Origin of the sequence: Subdoligranulum sp. APC924/74, from assembly GCF_003324125.1 — a bacterium.
In the GTDB taxonomy this organism is placed as follows: Bacteria; Bacillota; Clostridia; order Oscillospirales; family Ruminococcaceae; genus Gemmiger; species Gemmiger qucibialis.
The window spans coordinates 25096-45639 of the sequence record NZ_PSQF01000011.1 but is presented as its reverse complement, the minus strand read 5'-3'; the positions used below and the strand labels follow the sequence as shown (position 1 = coordinate 45639).

The window sequence follows — 20544 nt, the reverse complement described above, 5'->3', positions numbered from 1 at the left end:
TTTCCCCGCAAATCTTGATGTAAATTCAATAAAAATCAAATAATACGCATACTGGCGTTAATCACACGGTTATGTAAATAATAAAAGAAACCGCGCACATCAAATATCACTGATTTGTTTTCAACTTGTTCTGAAAAAACTTCGTGTTATACAGTTTCAGTGCTGCGGGAACATCCAACTGATTTTTGCAGAATCCCAGCGTCTTTTCACAGTTGTGACCCATATCTGCAATCAGCAACAATCCGGAAACAAAGGCGGCCATACCACTGTTAAGGAACAGCAGCGGATCGGCCATCTCCTGTGGGGTGGCAAGGCGTCCTGCGCCGCCGTTTTCTTTGACAAGATTATCCTGCCCGCCAGCCATTTTCTCAAATTCTTTTTTCATGCCGGTGTCGGTGGAACCCGGCAGCAATGCATTCACACGGATTCCGCGCTTTCCAAGCTCCACGGCTTTCAGCGAGGTATAGTAGTTCATGGCACGCTTGGAGAGGGTGTAGGCCATAACACCCACGCCATCCTTAGGAGAAACTGATTTCATAAACGCAACCATTTCATCCCACGTCTTGCAGTCCATAACTTTCACATACTCTTTGCGCCATTTTTCCCACATCAGACCACCACAGCTTGTCACATAGGCAATGCTGCCGCCGGACGGAATGCGTTTTTCCAAATATGTATCGGTCATGTACTTGTTTGCTATAAAATTCACTGTGAACGTCAGCCAGTAACTTGTCCGCGCCCCGGACAGACCCGCCACACCGAAGAATCGGTCAATCACCTGCGGCAAAGCGCAAAAGGCGGCATCAATGCTCCCTTTATCGGACAAGTCTGTTTCAACAAAGGCTGTCAAGCCCTCTATATCTGCTTTATTGCGATCCAGTGCGTATACCTGTGCGCCCAGTGCCACTAGTTTTTCACACAGTGCTTTGCCGATGCCGCTGGCGGCACCCGTTACAACGCAGACCTTATTTTGATAATCTTCCAGCATGGATTTGTTCCTTTCTCAATGAAACTTCGCGGCGGCCAACGACAGTGTTCCATAGCCCTTCATGCGGAAATAAATGGCACTGATTCCATCAGGGATTGCCAGTTCCGTTGTCTGCCATGTCCACTCGTTCCCTCTTGCCGCTGAAACCGTGCCAATCGGCTCACCATCCGCAGTGAGGAGTACGTCAAAGCCGCCATAATAGCACATACCACGCGTCTTGACCGATACTTTCGTGACATTCTGAAAATTCAGATATTTGAATCCAACTACCGTACCGGGAGTTAAATTGCAGATATATGCTTCCGGTTTACTTTCACTTTCCGGCATGACATCCGCGCCGTCCTGCGTGATGTACGGGAACGGATTCTGCCCGGCCTCGGCATTGACCTGCGGCGGCTGCGTCATATACAGGTTACAGGCGGCATAGGCGGGCAGTTCACGCAATTCGACAGCCGGCAAGGGAGCGCCGTTCGGTCCGCTTGTTGTGATTTCCACCTGCGGGATACGCCCGTCCGGCAAAATTTCAATCGATTCCACCATGCCTTGACGGCAGAACAGGCTGCTGTTCGTGTGGCGATGGTAGAACACATACCAGCGCCCATTTATCTGCTCGATACTGCCGTGGTTGTTGCCCGTAAAATACCGTGCCGTATCACACAAGCCTAAATCGGCATTATCTACCAGCGTGCCGCCATAAACAAAGCCGCGGCAGGGGCTGTCACTGACAGCGTAGCACAGTTCATGGCTCAACTCGGACGAGTAGATAAAATAGTACTTATCCCCCACTTTGCGGATGCTGCTTGCCTCGAAAAATGCGTGTCCCTCAAAGCCCGTTCCTTTTGCAGTCTGGGCACCGGGTACAACAGCCGGATATGTTTGCTCAACAGTCAGCATATCGGACGCAAGGCGATAACAGAGCGCCCCTGTGCGACCCGGCATCATCGGCGGGCAGAAGCCGCTGTATAGCCATGTGGTTTCCCCCTCGGTCAGCACACCGGGGTCAAATTGCTGCTCATCACCGGGGCGTGCGCCCAAAGTCGTGCCATCCGGGTAATGAACATCCCCGTAATAGGTATATTTCCCTGCGGGGGTATCACAGACAGCCACCGAGATGGCAGAGGTTTCGTTCAGCGCATAATAGAGATAGTAGCGTCCATCCGGACCGCGGGTCACATCGGGGGCGTACAGGCACTGGCGGCCATCCTCGTTATGGGCAGCTTCGGCGCGGGTGTAGATGATGCCCTCGTACTGCCAATCAGTCAAGTCATCCACCGGGGCTGACCAGCATACATAGTCGTTCTGGCAAAAAGCATAGCCGGCAAAGCGGTCATGGCTGCCGTAGATATAGACACGTTTGCCAAACACATGCGGTTCACCGTCCGGCACATACTCCCAGCTTGGGAGATACGGGTTCATTCCGTGATTTTTCATGATTTTCTCCTTATTCAGCGCTCAAATGCAGGATTGCCGGAGCGCAGCCGTCGGCAGTAAAGGTCACAGTCACAGGTCCGGTCTTTTCCGTGCTGCGCAGGACAGCCTGTAAATGACCCTGCCAGCTCTTATGGTGGTGTTGGTCGTAATGCTCAGCATTTTTATAGGCGGCGCTGCCGTAGCCTTGCAAAGATGCCGCACCGACCACCTCGATTTTCACATCATAGTCGGGCAGCAGTTTGACGGTGCCGTTTTTATCTGTTACATAAACATCCGCAAAGCAGAAATCCTGTCCGCCCGCGCGCAAAATGTTCTTATCGGTCTTGACGGTCAGCACGGTTTCGGCATCGGCTGTGCGCACCGAAGTGCGGTAGATTTCCTGTCCGTCCGCATCATAGCCAACACCCACGAGTTCACCCGGTTCATAAATGCAGGGAATCTTGGCAAAGTAGTCTTTCACCTGTGCCTTGCCCGCGCTCTTGCCGTTGATAAAAATTTCCACACTGTCGGCATCCGTGTAGGCATCTACAAAAGTCCGTTTTCCCTCATATCCTTCATAAGTCCAGCCGTCTACCGTATCGGTCCAGCGGTAACTTGTGGCAATAGGGGGCTTTCCGTTATGAACAGGCGGCTGGCTGGCAAGGTACAGCGCGTGTACAGGCTTGTCTAAAAAGCCGCCCCAAATAAACTCATAACGATGCAGCGACGGCTCTGCCTGCCCTGTCAAATCCAGCACGCCGCCGTGGTTTGTGACCCACGGGTAGCTTTTGTGTTCCTCGTTTTCCTCATAGTGCAGGTCGCAGCAGTTGATTTCACCCAAGTGAGATTGCAATGTCCAGACAAAATCGCCGATCAAGTAGGGGTGTGTCTTGGCAAACTTCATCGTATCCGGCAGCATGGTATGGCGGGTTTCGGTACCCAGCAGTACACGTTCCGGGTGGAGTTTGTGCAACACCTCATACCGATCCTCATAGTAGTTATACCCGGCAATATCCAAATAAGGGTAAAGGTTTTTTGTGGCATCTTCATCCATGCGGATGTAGGTTTCCGGGTAAACCTGCCCTTTCTCGTTGTCAGGCAGATTGTTGACTGCGCTGCGGAAGATGGACGCATAGTGCATCCAATCCGCCTTTTGCCGTTCTGGGTCATCGCGCATCCATTCGTCCTCATCGGTTGTCAGATACGGCGTACCGTCCAGATATTCCCGCAGCCAATGTACGCTGGGGCATAAAGTGGTCGGGCGGGTCGTATCCAGCGCATGGATGGCATCTACAATTTCCTTGCCGACGCGCACGCCCTTTACACCGCCGGCCTCCGGGATTTCGTTGCCGATGGAGTAAATCACCACACTGGGATGATTGTAGGCATCCTGCACCATTGCGGCTGTATCGACCTTAAAGTCCTGCATAAAATATCGGTTATAAGGGGAATTGGGGGACTTCATACGATACCAATAGTCAAACGCCTCATCCATCACATAAAGACCCACTTCATCGCAAGCTTTCATCAGACTGCGGCTCATCGGGTGGTGGGCGCTGCGGATTGCGTTGAACCCGGCCTTTTTGATATTGCGGGCGCGGTGCAGTTCGGTGGCATCATTGTTGATAACGCCGATAACGCCCATATCATTATGGATGCAGCCACCGCGCAAAAATGTCGGTTCCCCATTGATAAGCAATCCACGTGCGGGGTCAATTTCAATTACACGCAGACCAAACGATTCCGTGACCGTGTCAACTGCTTTTCCGCCGCTGTACAGGGTGACTTCGGCAAGATACAGATTCGGATGTTCGGCGTTCCAGAGCTTTGCGTCCGGAATTTCCAGTTCGACCACAGCATGTCCGTCTGCAACAACCGCTTTGGCGCAAACTACTTCCTTCCCGTTTTTCTCGGCGATTCGCACCTCGGCACAGTCACCGCCGTGGGTCATTACCTCGACCCGCACGCAAGCGGGTGCGACAGACAACGTTGTGACACGCACGCCATATCGTTGCATATAGGCGTCCTCACCCACCAGCAGATGCACCGGGCGGTAAATACCGCCGCCCGTGTACCAACGATTATGACCATCCTGCGGCACATGGGCGGTGACTTCAATTGTATTGTCGCCTTCGCGCAGAAGTCCATCCAGTTCCACCGTAAATGGCGTGTACCCGTAAGCTTTTTCGGCGGCGGGGCGGTCATTCACTGTCACCGTCGTCATGCAGTATACACCCTCAAATTCCAGTACAAGGTGCTTATTTATAAGTTCCGACGTGATGTGCAGATTCTTTGTATAGGTATAATCGTTGCCGCGCCAGCCTGCCAGCAGAAACCATGTAAACCCCGGCTCGGTATTGCGCGTGGTGTTGAGCATGGCGTCATGCGGCAGGGTCACATCAAAATCGCGGCCATCGGGGCAGCTGAAATGCCAGCCGGTGTTAAAATCCAATCTTTGCATTGTCAATTTACCTTTACATGATTTTTGTGTCAGCTACAAAGCTGCGATTTTTGCCATCGGGATAAGCATCTCCCACAATCATGAACTCCGCTTTCCCGCGAATATCCTCAGAGGATGCCCCGACCATCAGCTCGACTTTCCCGTGTTCGACTTTCCAACGCATATCGGCATCCAGAAAAGCCAGTTGGCTCATTGGCAGGGAAAGGCAGACCGTTTTTTCTTCACCCGGCTGCAGATTCACTTTGGCAAACCCCACCAGTTCTTTAACGGGACGTACCATGCTTGCCGCCACATCATGCACATAAAACTGCACGATTTCTGTGCCGGCTTTATTTCCTGCGTTGCGCACATGCAGCCGCCCTTTCAGTACACCGTCGGCCTGAATAGCGTCTTTTTCCAACCGCAATGTATCGTACTCGTATTTTGTATAACTCAGTCCATGACCAAAGCAGTAGCGTGGCGTGTGCGCTCCATCGATATAGGCGTTTTTCGGCGTGCCTCCTGTCATACTGTAACAGGTATTTGTCGGGTGGTTGTAGTACACAGGAATCTGCCCCTCATGGCGTGCCACGGTACAGGGCAGCTTGCCGCAGGGATTCGCCGTTCCGGTCAGCAGCGCGGCAATGGCCTCACCGCCCTGCGCACCGGGAGCCCATGCCTCCAGTATCGCGTTGCATACGCGGTCTGCCGTATCGCTGCTGATGGGGTGACCGTCAAAGTGAACGCCGACAACCGGCTTGTGCAGCGATTCCAGTTTTTCTAGAAAGCGTTCCTGACAGACCGGCAGTCCAATGTGCATGGCATCAATACCCTCGCCCGTTGTGCAGGACGCATTCCAGCCATAATGACCGCCCAAAGTGCAAATCACCAAATCGGCATCTTTTGCGATCTGCAGTGCCGCATCATGACCGCTTTCCTCATTGCCGGCATAGGGGTATCCCTGTGCATACAGAAACTCTGTATGCGGGGCAGCAAGGCGCAATGCCCCCAGCATACTATACGCATCGGGATAGCAGCGCCGTGCCAGCGGCTCGACACCGGGGTTTTCCATAACGACTTCGCTTCCCGGATATGTCTTCTGCACCGCATTTTCTGCAGCCGGAGAATCCGCATCGGCCTGGATGCCGGCCATGCTCATCTTAACGCCCAGCGTATTTTCTTTCATGGCCAGTGCCGAATATCCGCCGAATAAGGCACGGACACTGTCAGCGTGCCAGCCGATAACAGCCACCTTTTTTACGCTCTTTGCCAGTGGCAAGACACCGTCGTTTTTCAGCAGGATCATTGACTCCTGCGCGATTTTGCGGTTCAGCGCCGTATCTGCGGGAGTGATTTCCGCCTGTACATTTTCAGCGGGGAAGGGGTTTTCAAACAGACCCAAACGGAATTTCATCGTCAGAATACGCAGCACCGCTTCGTCCAGCAGCGATTCCTGCACAACACCGCTGCGAATGTTTTCTTTCAGTTCATCGTTATAAGCCGCAATGGTCGGAAGCTCTTGATCCATACCCGCTTCCAGCGCAAGGCGACCTGCATCGGCAGGACTCTCAGCCAGATGATAAATCGATTCCAGCTGTTCCACAGCACTGTAATCCGACACAGTTACACCGTTAAAGCCCATCTCACCGCGCAGCAGATCACGCAGAATTGCCTTACTGCCTGCCGGGACCTGCCCATCAATGGCAGCATAGGAGTTCATTACGCTGTCAAGTTTTCCATCTGTAATGGCTGCCTGAAACGGCTTGGCATAAACTTCACGCAGTTCACGCGGGGAAACGACTGCCTGTGCCGTATGGATTCCACCCTGTCCTGCCATAAACCCAAGAAAATGTTTGCTGCAGGCACTCATACGATGTTTATCCTGTAAGCCTTTCACATAGGCTGTCCCCATCGCAGCGGCAAGGGTCGGATCCTCACCGTAGGTTTCTCCCATACGACCAAAGCGCGGGTCACGGCAGATATCGAACACAGGAGCCAGCGCATGACTGATTCCCATAGCGCGTCCCTGTCGGGCAATGCAGGCTGCCATTTTCTGCTGCTGCTCCGGGTCCCATGTGGAAGCCTGCCCCAGCCCGCAGGGAAAAGAAGTCGCCGCTGTCACCATCACACCCGTTAATGTCTCGATATGGAAAATTGCGGGGATATGATGTTTGCCGGACTCCATGATTTGTTTCTGCAGCCTTGTAATAAGTCCCGCTACGCTGCCCACATCGTCCAGCATAGTCGCAATCAAAATGCAAACCTGACCGACACCGTAGGGGTTCTGCTTCTCCACCGATTTGCCAAGGAAAGAATCAATGGCATTGTAGCATTGAATCTGACCAAATTTTTCATCCAAATTCATCCGTGCCAGCAGGTCACTTGCACGTTCTTCCGGGGAAAGACTGCTATCTTGGTATTTCTGCATCATCGTATTTCCTTTACTCGTAATCTTCCAGTTTCCAGCTGTCCCGCCATTCAATCTTCACATTATCGCCGTCAAAAAGGATGGGAAGCCAAACGTAGTCGGCATTGCGCGTATCCTCTTGCGGCAAATTGGCAAGCAGCGCCCAATCCGCAGGCGTTTTCTCCACGTCCGGATCAAAGAGTCTGTCGTAAAGCGGACCATAATGCGTGTAGTCGTAATCCGGTGCATTCGGCATCCAGCGGTCGGCACAGGCAATGTACAAGTCCTTTTTGTTCGGGACCTTGAATACCGACGAGATCTGGCTGTGAAAGCTCGTTTTTGTCTTGTCACCAATATGCGGGTCACCCTGTACCGTATAAGGACCGTGCCATGTATCAGCCATGGCTGCCTCTGACGGATTCGGGAAATACCCGGTTGTGCCGGAAGTCAACAAATAGTGTTTTCCATGCCGTATAAAATGAGCCGTAGCCTCCCGCACATGGGGCGGTCCTTTGTGGGGAAAATGCGTGGAGTAATAGCCGGTCACATCGGTGTAATCCTCCGTCAAATCGGCGATGATCGTCTCAGAATGTACGCGTTCAAAGAAATAATACGCTTTTCCGTCCGGTGCTACAGCCAAGTCAAAGTCACCCGCACTCATACCAAGTGGGCGCAGTTTTTCCCTCACTATGGTATACGGACCAAAGAAGGAGTCTGCCGTAAGCACTGTTTCGGTCTGCGTCTGGTCTTTCTCCATAATTTTCAGCCAACAGACATATTTTTTGGTCCGTGCATTATAAATGATGTGCGGACGATCCATCATAGAAGTGGGGTGCAGCGAGCTGTTCGGGTCATCCGTCACGGGCGGGATGAGCAGACCTCGATCCTCCCAGTTATACAAATCTGTAGATGCGTAATAACGAACGCCCCAGTGCCAGATGCCCGCAGCCTTGTCCGTTTTTTCCTTGTTTTCGCCGTACCAGTAGTACACACCATCAAGATAAATCAGTGAGCCGCCATGTGCTTGAATGCGGTTCCCGTTTGTATCCAGCCACACTTGACCGGGATAAAATGCATCGTACATTACTCATATTCCCTTCTAAAAAGCGGGCAGAGAAGATTCCCTGCCCGCAAAAACAGTATTTTATTCGGCGGCTGCTTCCGTGGTCGCAGCGGCACGAGCCTCAAGATCCTGTTTGATTTGGGGCATCTGCTTATCTACGGTGTAGAAGCGCAGAATCGCAGCAACAACAAGCATGAGAGCCAGCGGAGCAACGGATGCAAGTACACGAATCATCATAATGGCAGAATCGACCTGCACATCCGCACCACCGACATAGCCGGAAGCGCTCATCAAAACGCCCATCAGGAAGCCGCCAAATGCACTGCCAATCTTGCCGGAAAGACCGGTCAGGCTGCCCATCGTGCCTTCCATACGCTTAAGGCCTTTCCATTCATTGTAGTCAGCTACATCGGCAATAAACATATTGAACATCATATTCAGCGGCACGGCACCGGCAGAAACGAGCAGAGCCGCCACAATAAAGAATACCATGTTGCCGCCTGCAAAGAACGTTGCAAGGTAGCCGATGCAGCCTACCAAAATACCGATGACAGACATACCGGCCATACCAAATTTTTTGCGCAGTCCGGGCAGGGCAAAAGCCAGCGGCAATACCAGAATCGTGGTCACCGAGGCAACGCCCATCATGCCAAGGTTTCCGATGATGTACTGCCAGTAGTAAGTGCCGACACCCAAGCCCGTGGCAATGTTCTGTACAAAACGAACCAGGCAGATAATAAGAACCGGGCGGCTTTCCTTCAGCAGAGGCAGCAGGTCTTTAAGATGTGTCTGTTCGCCATTTTTCTCAGAGACGGGGGTGAATTTTTCAGGAATGGTAAGGATGCGCAGCATACCGATTACGGTCAACGGGATAGCGATCATACCGACCAGACGGCTCCAGCCGACGGCATCGGTTCCGACCTTTGCCATTGCCGTGGGGAACAGGACATTAAATACCATGGCACCGGCCATCGTAAAAATACTGCCGTAACCAACGATTTTAGACTGCTGTTCCTTGTTTTCGAAGGCGCGAACCATGTACACAACATTGTTGGCATTCAGGAACGTAACGCAGATGGAGTTCATAAAGGTGTACATACAGAAGATCCAGACGCACTTGGCCGCGGTAGCAAAGCTCGTCGGGCAGCTGAACAGCAGCCATGTGGACAGCCACAGGAACAACATAAAAATCTCATACGGGCGACCCTTACCCCAGCGGGTTTGCGTGCGGTCGACAATAAAGCCCGCAACGATATCGGTAAAGCTGTCAAAAATTTTGCTGACCATGAACAGTGTGCCCACCAGAGCAGGGGCAAGCTGCAGTACATCGGTACAATAGAACGTGACATAGCCAAGCATCAGTGTGGACAATGCTACGGAACAGGAACTGGAGTTCCACAAAAGCAGCTTGCCCAAACCGACTTTTTCGGCCTTGCGCTGCTGCTTGCGCGCCAGCTTTTCTTCTTTTGTCATAATGATTTCTCCTTCAACTTGTGTGATAGAGGCTTACCGTGTCAATCGATTGTGGTCTTATTGTATCAGAGGATTCGTCATCTTAACAGACAAAAATTGGCTCAAGAAAAATATATTTGGCTTCGTTTGCCGGAAAACGCCAATTATCTTCTGCAAACGCTAAATAGCTATTTCTAATGCGGCTGCGTTCTGCTATAATACCAGTAGTAGAAATGCAAAAGGAGGTCGCGCAGTGGACAATGTCTTAACTATCGCCGAAGAACGGCTCAATTTGTTTGCCCACATGGCGAACAGCGCTTGCGGACTGAGCTTATGGTGCTTTGGGATGAAAAAACAGCTGTACACCTGCACCTGCCCGGCTGAGAAGGAGTTCCGTTTATTTCTGGATTTAGGGCAGTGCCTCGATTATGCTATTGCTCATGGTCCCGAAAGCCATGCTCCCATTTTGATGAGCGACCCTATCGGTATGCTTTGGGTCGCTGAGTGCGTATGGCACGGCGATGATGCCAGCTATCTGGTAATATTGGGACCCGTGTTTGATGCCGCAGCTTCTTTGCAGACTCTTCAAAATTGCTTGCGCGGTATGAATCTGTCGGTGTCCTTGACCGCAACCATTATGGAAAAATTGGAACAGGTTCCGATTTTGCCTTTATCTACGCTTCATCAATATATCAAAATGCTGCATTGGGTTCTCTATGAGGAAACTCTGGATGTAGGGAGCATCCGTCTGCAAAATCGAAGCAACATAATTCCCGATAAGGAAGAATCCCCCTCCCCTTGGGATCCGGACCGTGCCCGCGTGGTGGAAGCACAAATCATGCAGCGAATCCGCGAGGGAGACATTTACTATCCGGATAATAGTAAAGGTATGGGACGTTTTGCTGATAAAGATTCCTATAATTTGGGCAATCCCCTGAGGGAAAGCAAAGATACCGCGATTATTTTCACGGCGCTTTGTGCCCGTGCTGCCATGGAGGGCGGGCTTTCCCCCCGCATTGCGAAACAACTGGAGGTGCAGTACATCCGTGCTATTGAACAATGTACCGACGTAGGGCTGATTGAAGTCAACAGCGCAATGGTATCGGACTTCGTTCACCGCGTCCACGACTGCCGCATGAATCCGGCTCTATCCGATGCTGTTCAGGAGATTTGTGCCTATGTGCATAGCCATCTGACCGATAACATTTTGCTGGATGACATAGCCGCTGCGGTGGGTTACACTTCCTACTATCTGACAAAGAAATTTTACCGCGAGACAGGACAGCGGATGACAGATTACATCAATCACGCCAAAATACAATACGCCTGTGTTCAATTAACAGGAACAGACAAAACGCTGCAACAAATCAGTGAGGAACTGCATTATAGTTCCCGCAGCTATTTTACCGCCGTATTCCGCAAGGTAATAGGATGCAGCCCCACGGAGTACCGCAATAACGGAGGAAACAAACCATGACCTTGACCAGCCATACAGATTTTGCCGCTTTTCTGGAGGCGGTACAGCAATGCCGTGGGGAGGTACTGTTTTGTACCCGGGAAGGCGACAAGCTGAATCTGAAATCCACCCTGTCCAAATATCTGTTCGCCGCGTTAGCCGGGAATGAGGAACTGCTGAGAAAGGGAAAAATCGTGTGCCAGTTTCCGCAGGACGAGGAAAAATTGACACACATCCTTTCCGCCTCGATGTAAAAGCGAACAGGGAATAAAGGCAGCATCGCACAATTCCCGCCTTGCGGCTTAAGCAGCGCTTCAGCGCTTAGAATTATGCAGTATTGCCAAAAAAATGGCGTTTGCGTATTTTGTTTGGCTTTTTTACCAAAGAAAGTCGAATTAGTATACATAAACGCCATTTATTTTGTTTTCTGCGCGGAAGCAGCACTTTATACTGTAGGGTATACAATACAGAAAGATGGGTGCCTCCTATGAATCTCTATGCCCTTTCCGTGAATCATCGTGTGAACCCTCTCGGCATCAACTCTGCCGAGCAGCCCTATTTTGGTTGGAAACTGAAAAGTGAAAAACCGAACACAATGCAAGCCGCATATCGCTTACGGATCTATGCAGACGATACGGTTTGCTTCGACAGTGGGCGGGTGGAAACAGCATGCAACGCTTTTGTTTGCGGTCCCGATCTTCTGCGGCCGCAAACATTCTACCGCTGGGCAGTGACTGTATGGGATAATCATGGCGAAAACACCACCGCCGAAAGCAGCTTTGAAACCTCGCTGTCTTCCAATGAATGGAAAGCCGATTGGATGCGCACACCCCGCGCCTATGTGCAGCGCAAAAAAGGGTTCGGCACACAGCCGCCGGCCACGCTGTTTCGTCGCGCGTTTACTCTTAGCGCTGCACCCCGCCGTGCGCGGCTATATGCCACCTGCCTTGGAGTTTACCGCCTGACCGTAAACGGAAAACGCCCCGATATGCGGGAGTTTGCCCCGGAACACACATCTTACAAGGGGTTGTTGTGCTTTCAGACTTACGATTTAACGGCACTTTTGCATATCGGCGAAAATGTACTGGGCATGGAAGTCGGCGACGGCTGGTATTGCTGCCCGCAGACGCAGCCGCCCATTGATGGCTTGCAGCCCGACCATACGGTGTTGTTCCAACTTGAAATTGAAAATGCCGATGGCACACACACCCGTATTTGCTCCGACGAAGGCGTGCTGACACACGAGAGCGCTGTGCGTGCCTCGGATATTTTTGATGGAGAACTCTATGACGCGCGTCTGGCTTTGCCCGGCTGGGATATGCCCGGTTTTACTGCTGCTGACTGGCTGCCCGCTGTCAAAGATACAAAGCAGAGCGATTCCGTTTTATACCCGCAGTTTGACGACCCGGTGATCTGCGTAAAAGAATTGCCCGCACAGGGTGTTTATACCAGCCCCAAGGGCGAGACAATCGTAGATTTTGGACAGGTCGTCGCAGGTCGCGCCCGTGTGACTGTGGATTTGCCGACGGGTGCCGCAGTGACGTTAGAACATTTTGAAGCAGTTGACGCAAAGGGAAACTATTTCAACAACATCGACAGTGCAATGGGCGTAACCGAGCAAAAAGACGTGTTCATTTCCGATGGTACGCCGCAAACATTTGAGGCGCGGTTCACTTTTCACGGATTCCGTTATCTGCGTGTCAGCGGGGTGGAAAATCCGATTGCCGCACAATTTGTGGCTGTCGTTCTTTCTACCGAAAAAACAAATGCCGGAACCTTTGAATGTTCCAATGCAGATTTAAACCGCTTATACCAAAACACGCGCTGGAGCCAGTGTGCGAATATGCTGTCCATTCCCACCGACTGTCCCCAACGCGAAAAGGCGGGATGGACCGGCGATATCTCATTGTATGCCAAAACCGCCTTGCTGAATGAGGATGTCACGCCGTTTCTGACCCAGTGGCTGCAATCCCTGTGTGTGGACCAGCGCGAAAACGGCTCGATTCCCTTTACGGTTCCGGATGTGTCTATCTACCACTATGCCGGCATTCAGATGGGGGAGCAAACCGGATGCGGCGGTCCCGTGTGCAGTGCCGGTTGGGGTGATGCTGCCGTGACGGTGCCGATGGCCATGTACGAAGTCACCGGCAATACCTGCATCCTTGAAAAGCAGTATGACAGCATGAAGGGCTGGTGCGACTATGTTATCAGCCGTGCCCGTATTCACGCACCGAACAGCACCCTGCCCGATGAAGTGGAAGAACATCTGTGGGACACCGGATTCCAGTTTGGTGAGTGGCTGGTGCCCAGCCTTGCCGGAGCACCTCAAGAGCAGTTATTCACCACAATGGCTACAACTTCTGCCTATACAACGCCGATTTTCGGCTGGCTGGTCGTCCACAAAATGGCACAGGCTGCCGCCGTTTTAGGGCGCGAAGAGGATGCTGTTCGGTATCAGGAAGAAGCCGACAAGATGAAACACGCGATCCGGGCAGCACTTATTACGGCAGACGGTGTTTTAAGGTATGAACGGCAGGGTGCCTATGTGCTGATGTTGGTCTTTGGGCTTGTGCCGGATGCATGGGTGGACAAATTCGGTACAAAGCTGGCAGAAATCATTCACGCAAACGGCGACCGCCTTGACACAGGATTTTTGCCCACGCCCTATTTGCTGGATGCGCTCTGCATCGGCGGGCAGCGCGAACTCGCCTATACGCTTTTGTACCAGACAGAGTCTCCGTCGTGGCTGGCGCAGGTAAAGCGCGGTGCCACTACAATTTGGGAAAGCTGGGAGATGTATCAGCCCGATGGAACGCCTAAAAAAGAGAGCTTCAATCATTATACCTACGGCACGGTAGACGATTGGATTTTCCGCACCATCGGCGGCATAGACCAAGAGGATACAGGCTATCGGCGGCTTATGATTCATCCTCAGCCGGACAAAAGCTTGACGTGGGCCAAGCGTAGCTTTGAAACGGAGAATGGAACCGTATATGCGTCTTGGAAACGTGAAGGCGGACAATTCATCTTAACCGCCGACATTCCCTGTAATACCACCGCCAGGATTATTCTGCCGGATGGCACACAGCATACGGTCGGCAGCGGTCACTATACATTGAATTGTTAAGGCAACACCGCACAGTCACTTTGCGCTGGGTAACCACGGTGCACCCGCCCTGCGCGTGACGCCGGAGGTGTCTGACGACCTGCACAGTGCCGCCGTCACGGTGGAAGCCGCCTGCGAGAACACCCCCGATGGCACCGAGGTTCTGTTTGCCATCGAGAGTGTCGGGGAACAGACCGCCGCCGTGCAGGGCGGCAAGGCTGTTCCGCCCGCGATGATCCAACAGCTGAACGCCGCATTGAATAAAATCAAGAAAGAGGGATGAACCATGAAGAAGGTTGCGCTTTCACTTGATAGCTCATTGAAAGAGATTTTTACCTATGAAGAAAGCCGCGCAGTGTTTGACAAATTCCTGCCCGGTATGCGCACGATGGCAGAAAGCCAGCCCGCAACGCTGGGCTTCTCCGTTCGTAAAATCATACAATTTTCGGGCGGAGCTATCCCCGACGAAGCTGCCGACGCGCTGGACGCAGCCCTGTGTGCGCTCGAACTGTACAGTGCCGAGCCGGAAATGTCCGACACGCCGCTGACCCCCGACGGGGCTGAGGTCGTGCCGGAACCACCCCGTGACGCCATCTACCCCGGCAAAGTCTGGCGCGACACCAACGGTCGCCGCATCCAAGCCCACGGCGGTGCGCTGTATTACGACGACGGCGTCTACTACTGGTATGGCGAAAACAAGGATCACACCGACGGCAAATGCCCGGTCTGGACATGGGGAATGCGTGCCTACCGTTCCACCGACTTGTGTAACTGGGAAGATTTGGGCTTGTTCATCCAGCCCGACCTGACCGACAAGGATGCGCCGCTGTATCCCACGTCCCGCGCTGACCGCCCGCACATTGTCAAATGCGCGTACACGGGCAAGTATGTCTGTTGGATCAAGCACTGCGGTGACAATGCCTGCTTTACCGTCTTGCAGGCCGACAAATTCTTAGGTCCCTATGAAATTGTCAAAGCCCACTACCGCCCGTTTGGCTGCGAGGTCGGTGACTTTGACATTGCCGTTTGCGGCGATACGGCGTACCTCTATATGGACGCAAACCACAACGGTCAGCTGACGATGCGCCTGACGCGGGACTTCTTGGAGGCGGAAGAAAAAATCTGCTGGCAGTACGAGGGTCTGCACGCGCCGTTCAGCCGCGAAGCGCCGGCTGTTTTTGAGCATGGCGGCAAGTGGTATATGCTGACCTCCGGCATGACCGGGTATGTGCCGAACAAGAGCGACAGTGCCGTGTCCGACGCGCCCGACAGGCCGTTTGTGAGCATCGGTGACCCGCACGCAGATGACGCGAGCCATGCGTCCTTCAACAGCCAAATCTCGCAGGTGTTCAAAGTTCCCGGTAAGCGCGACCTCTACATCGCACTGGCTGACCGCTGGGTGCCGGACTACCCCGTGGATGCTAAACTGGCGGATCTGTTGGAGCGCTGCACCGCACAACGCTTTGACCCCGAACACTACAAGGCAACGTCCGAAGAAATGCAAACCATGATGCAAAGCCCGATGCTGACCAGCGCCAATACTTCCCGCGCCAATTACGTCTGGCTGCCCATCACATTTGAGGAAGGCAAGCCGAAGATCCACTGGCGCGACAGCTGGAAATTGAGCGATTTTGAATAAGGAGTTTTGTATGCGCAGCACATTGAATTTCAATTCCCATTGGCAGTTCACAAAACCCGGCGCGGCACCGGTGGCTGTGACCCTGCCCCACACATGGAACGCCGCCGACGGCACCGACGGCGGCAACGATTACTTCCGCGGGATTTGCACCTATACCAAGGAATTCGCCGCCCCCGCACACGCCGACGATGAGGAGGTCTGGCTGGAATTTGAGGGTGCCGCCATGACGGCAGTCGTCACCTTGAACGACCAAGAGCTGACCCGCCACGCGGGCGGCTATTCCACCTTCCGCGTCAATCTGACCCCCGCGCTGGCTGCGCAGAACACGCTGACTGTGACCGTGGACAACAGCGCCAACCGCACGGTGTACCCGCAGAAAGCGGACTTTACCTTCTATGGCGGCATCTACCGCGATGTACATATCCTTATTGTACCGCACAGTCACTTTGCGCTGGATAACCACGGTGCGCCCGCCCTGCGCGTGACGCCGGAGATGTCCGACGACCTGCACAGTGCCTCCGTCACGGTGGAAGCCGCCTGCGAGAACACCCCCGACGGCACCGAGGTGCTGTTTGCCATCGAGGGTGTCGGGGAGCAGACCGCCGCCGTGCAGGGCGGCAAGGCTGTGACCGTGTTCCACATGGAAAACGTCCACCTGTGGGACGGCGTGGCGGACCCGTATCTGTACAGCATCGCCGCTTCTCTGCCCGGCGGTGACGCCGTGGCGGTACACTTCGGCTGCCGAAAAATCGCGTTCAAGCCGGATACAGGCTTCTGGCTCAACGGCAGAAATGTCCGCCTTGTGGGCGCGGCGCGGCATCAGGATCGCGCAGGACTCGGCAATGCGCTGACCGCCGCTGAGCATGAGGAAGATATGCAGATTTTGCGGGATATGGGCGCCAACACCGTGCGCCTTGCCCACTACCAGCACGCGCAGTATTTCTACGATCTATGCGATAAGTACGGTCTTGTCGCGTGGGCAGAGATTCCCTACATCACCGAGCATATGCCCGAAGCCACTGCCAACACGCTGAGCCAAATGGAAGAACTGGTGCTGCAAAACTACAACCATCCGTCCATTATCTGCTGGGGCTTATCCAATGAGATTACCGTCACTACCGGCGTGACAGAAGACCTGACGGCGAACCATCGCCTTTTGAACGACCTCTGCCATCGCCTGGACGCCACCCGCCCCACCACAATGGCGCACGCTTTTATGTTGGATCCCAACGACCCGTTTGTGCAGCTGCCCGATATTTGCAGTTATAATCTCTACTACGGCTGGTACTTGGGTGAATTGCAGCAGAACGATGAATTTTTTGACACGTTCCACAAAAACCACCCCGACCGCGTCATCGGTCTGTCGGAGTTCGGCGCGGACGCAAACCCCGCCTACCAGAGCGCCCGCCCGGAGCGCGGCGACTGGTCGGAAAGCTACCAAGCCGTCTACCACGAGCATATGCTCAAAATGTGGTCGGAGCGCCCTTACATCTGGGCAATGCACGTCTGGAATGGGTTCGACTTCGGCGCGGACGGTCGCGGTGAGGGCGGCAAGCCCGGTCAAAACCAGAAGGGTCTTGTGACCTTCGACCGCAAGACGAAGAAGGACGCTTACTTTATTTATAAGGCATATTTGAGCAGCGACCCGTTTGTGCATCTCTGCGGACGCCGCTACGCTCACCGCACCGAGAGCCAGACCGAAATCAAGGTCTACTCCAACCAGCCCCGCGTCACGCTGTTTGTGGACGGCAAAGAGTTTGCCACGCAGGACGGCGACAAGATTTTCAAGTTTACGGTGCCCATCTCCGGCACGCACGAAATCAAGGTCGTGGCGGGCGGCTGCACCGACTGCATGACGATCACGAAGGCAGACAAGCCCGACCCGACCTACCGCGCCGAGGGGCAAGTCGAAAACTGGTTCGATAAGCCGGAAGAGCTTATGAAAGAGGGCTATTACTCCATTATGGACTCAATGGAGACTCTGCAGAAATCTCCTGCTGCCAACAAACTTCTTTCTTCCCTTATGGTTAAGGCATCCAACGCCTATGGGGATGTTGCAAAAAATGTAAAAATGCCGCCAGAGATGGAAAGTCAGATAGCGCGCACATCTTTGCGCTCCATTCTGAAGCAGGTTGCAAAGTCCATCACCCCCGCAGATGTGCAACAGTTGAATGCGGCACTCAATAAAATCAAAAAAGAGAGCTGATCCATGCGTGAAGTCGAACTTTCTCTAAATGGCACCCTGCGTGAGATTTTCTCTTTTGGGGAAAGCCGTGCCGCGTTTGATCGGTTTCTGCCCAGTATGTGTGTCATGGCAGAATCGCAGCGTTACCGCCCCCTTTGGGCATAGACTTAGTGATGAGCTCTCTGAAATCATTTTAGATTATCTCCATTTTGACCACCGTTTGACCACTACTATGCAGAGGAACTGCAAAACACCGAAAAAGCCTGTTGTGACAAGGCTTAATAGTGACAAGTAACTATTTGGCTACGAACAGGGCCAGAAGACGGTGTGACCGAAAGGTCACGCCGTTTTTCTGCGTCCGTAGGTTGATTCTGCAATACTGGGTTCGCTGAAAACAGGAATGTCAACCTCATCAACGAAGTTGAAGTAAATCTTGATTTTCTGCCGCCGCTTGCCGCTGGACTTGTCCGGAGCAAACACCTCGATTTTCTTGATATATTCATTCACAATCGTTGGTGTCAGTTCGGTCACATCCACGTATTTTTTCGTCAGGGCAATAAAGGCATCCAGACCATCATTCATTTCATTCTGCTGTTCCACCCATTCTTCGGTCACTTCAATTTCGAGCTTTAACCGTTCCTGCTCCGCTTCATAGTCAGCGGACATTTTCCTGTACCGCTCCTGATTGAGATTTCCGAGAACGAAATCCTCATAGAGCCGGGAAATGATGATGTCCAAGTCGGCAAGGCGTTTCTTTGCCTGTTCCACCCGCTTTTTATCATCTCGGATACTCTGCTCCTGATCGGCACGGCGGCAATGCAGCCATTCCTCCTGAAAGCCCTCCACATCATTTCGGATATACTCGTTGACAGCCCGGATTCGTTCCAGAACCATCTCACGAAGCACATCCTCACGGATATAGTGTGCGCTGCATATTCCCCGACCGCTTTTGTAGCTGGAACAAACATAATGGTCTTGCTTGCCCTCAAAGCTCTTGCAGGTGGCAAAGTGCAGCTTGTTTCCGCAGTCAGGGCAGAACAGAAGCACGGAGAAGAAGCCCTGCCGTTCCGCTTTTGCGGGGCGGCGTTTGTTTTTGCGAAGCTCCTGCACCCTGTCCCACTGTGCCTGTGATACGATGGCATCCTGCGTATCCGGCAGGATGAACATATCCTCCGGGGAATTGGGAATCCGCTGTTTCAGCTTGTAGGATTTGGAATAGGTCTTGAAGTTGCAGGTACAGCCTGTGTACTCCATCCGTTCCAGAATACCTGCAACGGATTGTCCAGCCCAATGATACGGTCTCTCCGGCATCGGTTTTCCTTTGCGCTGAGCATACAGGGCTTTGGTCGTCAGGACTTTTTGATCTTCCAAAATTCTGGCTATGGCATCCGGCCCTTTTCCCGAAACGGTCAGGTCAAAGATATATTTGACGATTGGAGCCGCATCTTCGTCCAAAATCCAATGATCCTTATCCGCCGGGTCACAACGGTAGCCGTAGGGTGGCTTGCCCATGTGCTTGCCGCTGGTTCCTCTTTGGTGGAGACTGACACGGACTTTCTTGCTGGTATCACGGGGATACCATTCATTGAACAGATTTCGGATTGCAGCCATACCCTCGCTGTCGCCCCGTTCACTGTCCACCCCGTCATTGACGGCGATAAATCGCACATCATAGCTGGGGAAGATAATGTCTGTGTACTGTCCGACAGTCAGGTAATCACGCCCGAAGCGGCTCAGGTCTTTGACCAGCCAGCAGCCGACAAGTCCCTGCTTTACAAGTTCGAAGCCCTCCTGTACGCCGGGACGATTGAAGTTCGTCCCGGTATAGCCGTCATCCACCAGAATTTTCAGGTTGGTGTACCCATGTTCTTTTGCGTATCTGGTTAAAAACTCTCTCTGATTCTGTATTGAATTTGATTCATCAGCCTTGCCGCCCTTGGAATTTTCCTTAATATCCTCCACGGATAAGCGGCAATAGATGATGGTAATTTTCTGCTGATCCATAACGTCCTCCTTTGCGTTTGGGTCAGCTGACAGAATCGGTGTGCATGGTGATATAATATCATAATTTTGTGTCGGTGTCATTAACAAGCCACCCCCTTATCTGCAAAAATGAGCCGTTTTACCTTGTCGGTAAGCGGCTCATTTCCGTCACATACAGTTTCGATGGTGTACCACGTATTTCCAATCCTGCGTTCCACGGTACAATGATATGGCGACTGCGCCGCTTCCTGACGTTTCCGGCATTCTTCCACAAAATCAATGGGCGGCTCGAAGATAGGGTCGAAGCAGGATTCCAAATCAATCCCGGAACAGGCTTCCATCATTTCCAGATACGGCATACCATCCAGCATCATGTTATTCAGTTTTGTTACAAAATTTATCATCGTCATCCTCC

At 52.8% G+C, this 20544-nt stretch carries 14 protein-coding genes; 6 read left to right on the top strand and 8 right to left on the bottom strand.

Going from position 1 to position 20544, the window contains the following annotated elements; translation table 11 throughout:
- Positions 1 to 106: 106 nt before the first annotated feature.
- The 6 genes from C4885_RS05135 to C4885_RS05110 are packed head-to-tail and all read right to left on the bottom strand — an operon-like array spanning position 107 to position 9781.
- Positions 107 to 988, bottom strand: coding sequence for an SDR family oxidoreductase (locus C4885_RS05135; RefSeq protein WP_113999320.1), 882 nt, complete (start codon positions 986 to 988; stop codon positions 107 to 109).
- Between the two features lie 15 nt (positions 989 to 1003).
- Positions 1004 to 2419 (bottom strand): family 43 glycosylhydrolase, encoded by a 1416-nt coding sequence (locus C4885_RS05130; protein ID WP_113999319.1) that lies wholly within the window; start codon positions 2417 to 2419, stop codon positions 1004 to 1006.
- A gap of 10 nt (positions 2420 to 2429) precedes the next feature.
- On the bottom strand, positions 2430 to 4859 hold the full coding sequence (locus C4885_RS05125; RefSeq protein ID WP_113999318.1) for a glycoside hydrolase family 2 TIM barrel-domain containing protein: 2430 nt from the start codon (positions 4857 to 4859) through the stop codon (positions 2430 to 2432).
- Positions 4860 to 4872: 13 nt separating this feature from the next.
- Complete coding sequence (locus C4885_RS05120; RefSeq protein WP_242979492.1) at positions 4873 to 7266, bottom strand: glycoside hydrolase family 3 N-terminal domain-containing protein; 2394 nt, start codon at positions 7264 to 7266, stop codon at positions 4873 to 4875.
- A 13-nt stretch (positions 7267 to 7279) separates the two neighbouring features.
- Positions 7280 to 8329: a family 43 glycosylhydrolase gene (locus C4885_RS05115; protein ID WP_113999316.1), complete on the bottom strand. Its 1050-nt coding sequence runs from the start codon at positions 8327 to 8329 to the stop codon at positions 7280 to 7282.
- Between the two features lie 60 nt (positions 8330 to 8389).
- Positions 8390 to 9781, bottom strand: a complete 1392-nt coding sequence (locus C4885_RS05110; RefSeq protein WP_113999315.1) for an MFS transporter — start codon at positions 9779 to 9781, stop codon at positions 8390 to 8392.
- A gap of 232 nt (positions 9782 to 10013) precedes the next feature.
- On the opposite strand from C4885_RS05110, the gene C4885_RS05105 reads away from it, so the two are divergent.
- From C4885_RS05105 to C4885_RS05080, 6 genes are all read left to right on the top strand, one after another.
- Positions 10014 to 11237, top strand: coding sequence for a helix-turn-helix transcriptional regulator (locus C4885_RS05105; RefSeq protein ID WP_113999314.1), 1224 nt, complete (start codon positions 10014 to 10016; stop codon positions 11235 to 11237).
- Entirely contained in the window at positions 11234 to 11470 is a 237-nt protein-coding gene (locus tag C4885_RS05100; RefSeq protein ID WP_113999313.1) for a hypothetical protein, read from the top strand. Before C4885_RS05105 ends, C4885_RS05100 begins: the two co-directional genes overlap by 4 nt.
- An 83-nt stretch (positions 11471 to 11553) precedes the next feature.
- Entirely contained in the window at positions 11554 to 14343 is a 2790-nt protein-coding gene (locus C4885_RS05095; RefSeq protein ID WP_147237761.1) for an alpha-L-rhamnosidase, read from the top strand.
- 67 nt (positions 14344 to 14410) lie between these two features.
- Positions 14411 to 14605, top strand: a complete 195-nt coding sequence (locus C4885_RS05090; RefSeq protein WP_147237759.1) for a hypothetical protein — start codon at positions 14411 to 14413, stop codon at positions 14603 to 14605.
- Positions 14606 to 14608: 3 nt separating this feature from the next.
- On the top strand, positions 14609 to 15961 hold the full coding sequence (locus C4885_RS05085; RefSeq protein ID WP_113999310.1) for a family 43 glycosylhydrolase: 1353 nt from the start codon (positions 14609 to 14611) through the stop codon (positions 15959 to 15961).
- Positions 15962 to 15971: 10 nt separating this feature from the next.
- Positions 15972 to 18167, top strand: a complete 2196-nt coding sequence (locus C4885_RS05080; RefSeq protein ID WP_113999309.1) for a glycoside hydrolase family 2 TIM barrel-domain containing protein — start codon at positions 15972 to 15974, stop codon at positions 18165 to 18167.
- A 318-nt stretch (positions 18168 to 18485) separates the two neighbouring features.
- Here C4885_RS05080 and C4885_RS05075 read toward each other — a convergent pair whose 3' ends face one another.
- Both C4885_RS05075 and C4885_RS05070 read right to left on the bottom strand, forming a co-directional pair.
- On the bottom strand, positions 18486 to 20231 hold the full coding sequence (locus C4885_RS05075; RefSeq protein WP_113999308.1) for a recombinase family protein: 1746 nt from the start codon (positions 20229 to 20231) through the stop codon (positions 18486 to 18488).
- Positions 20231 to 20533, bottom strand: a complete 303-nt coding sequence (locus C4885_RS05070; protein ID WP_113999307.1) for a hypothetical protein — start codon at positions 20531 to 20533, stop codon at positions 20231 to 20233. The genes C4885_RS05075 and C4885_RS05070 overlap by 1 nt, the downstream gene beginning before the upstream one ends.
- Positions 20534 to 20544: the final 11 nt, after the last annotated feature.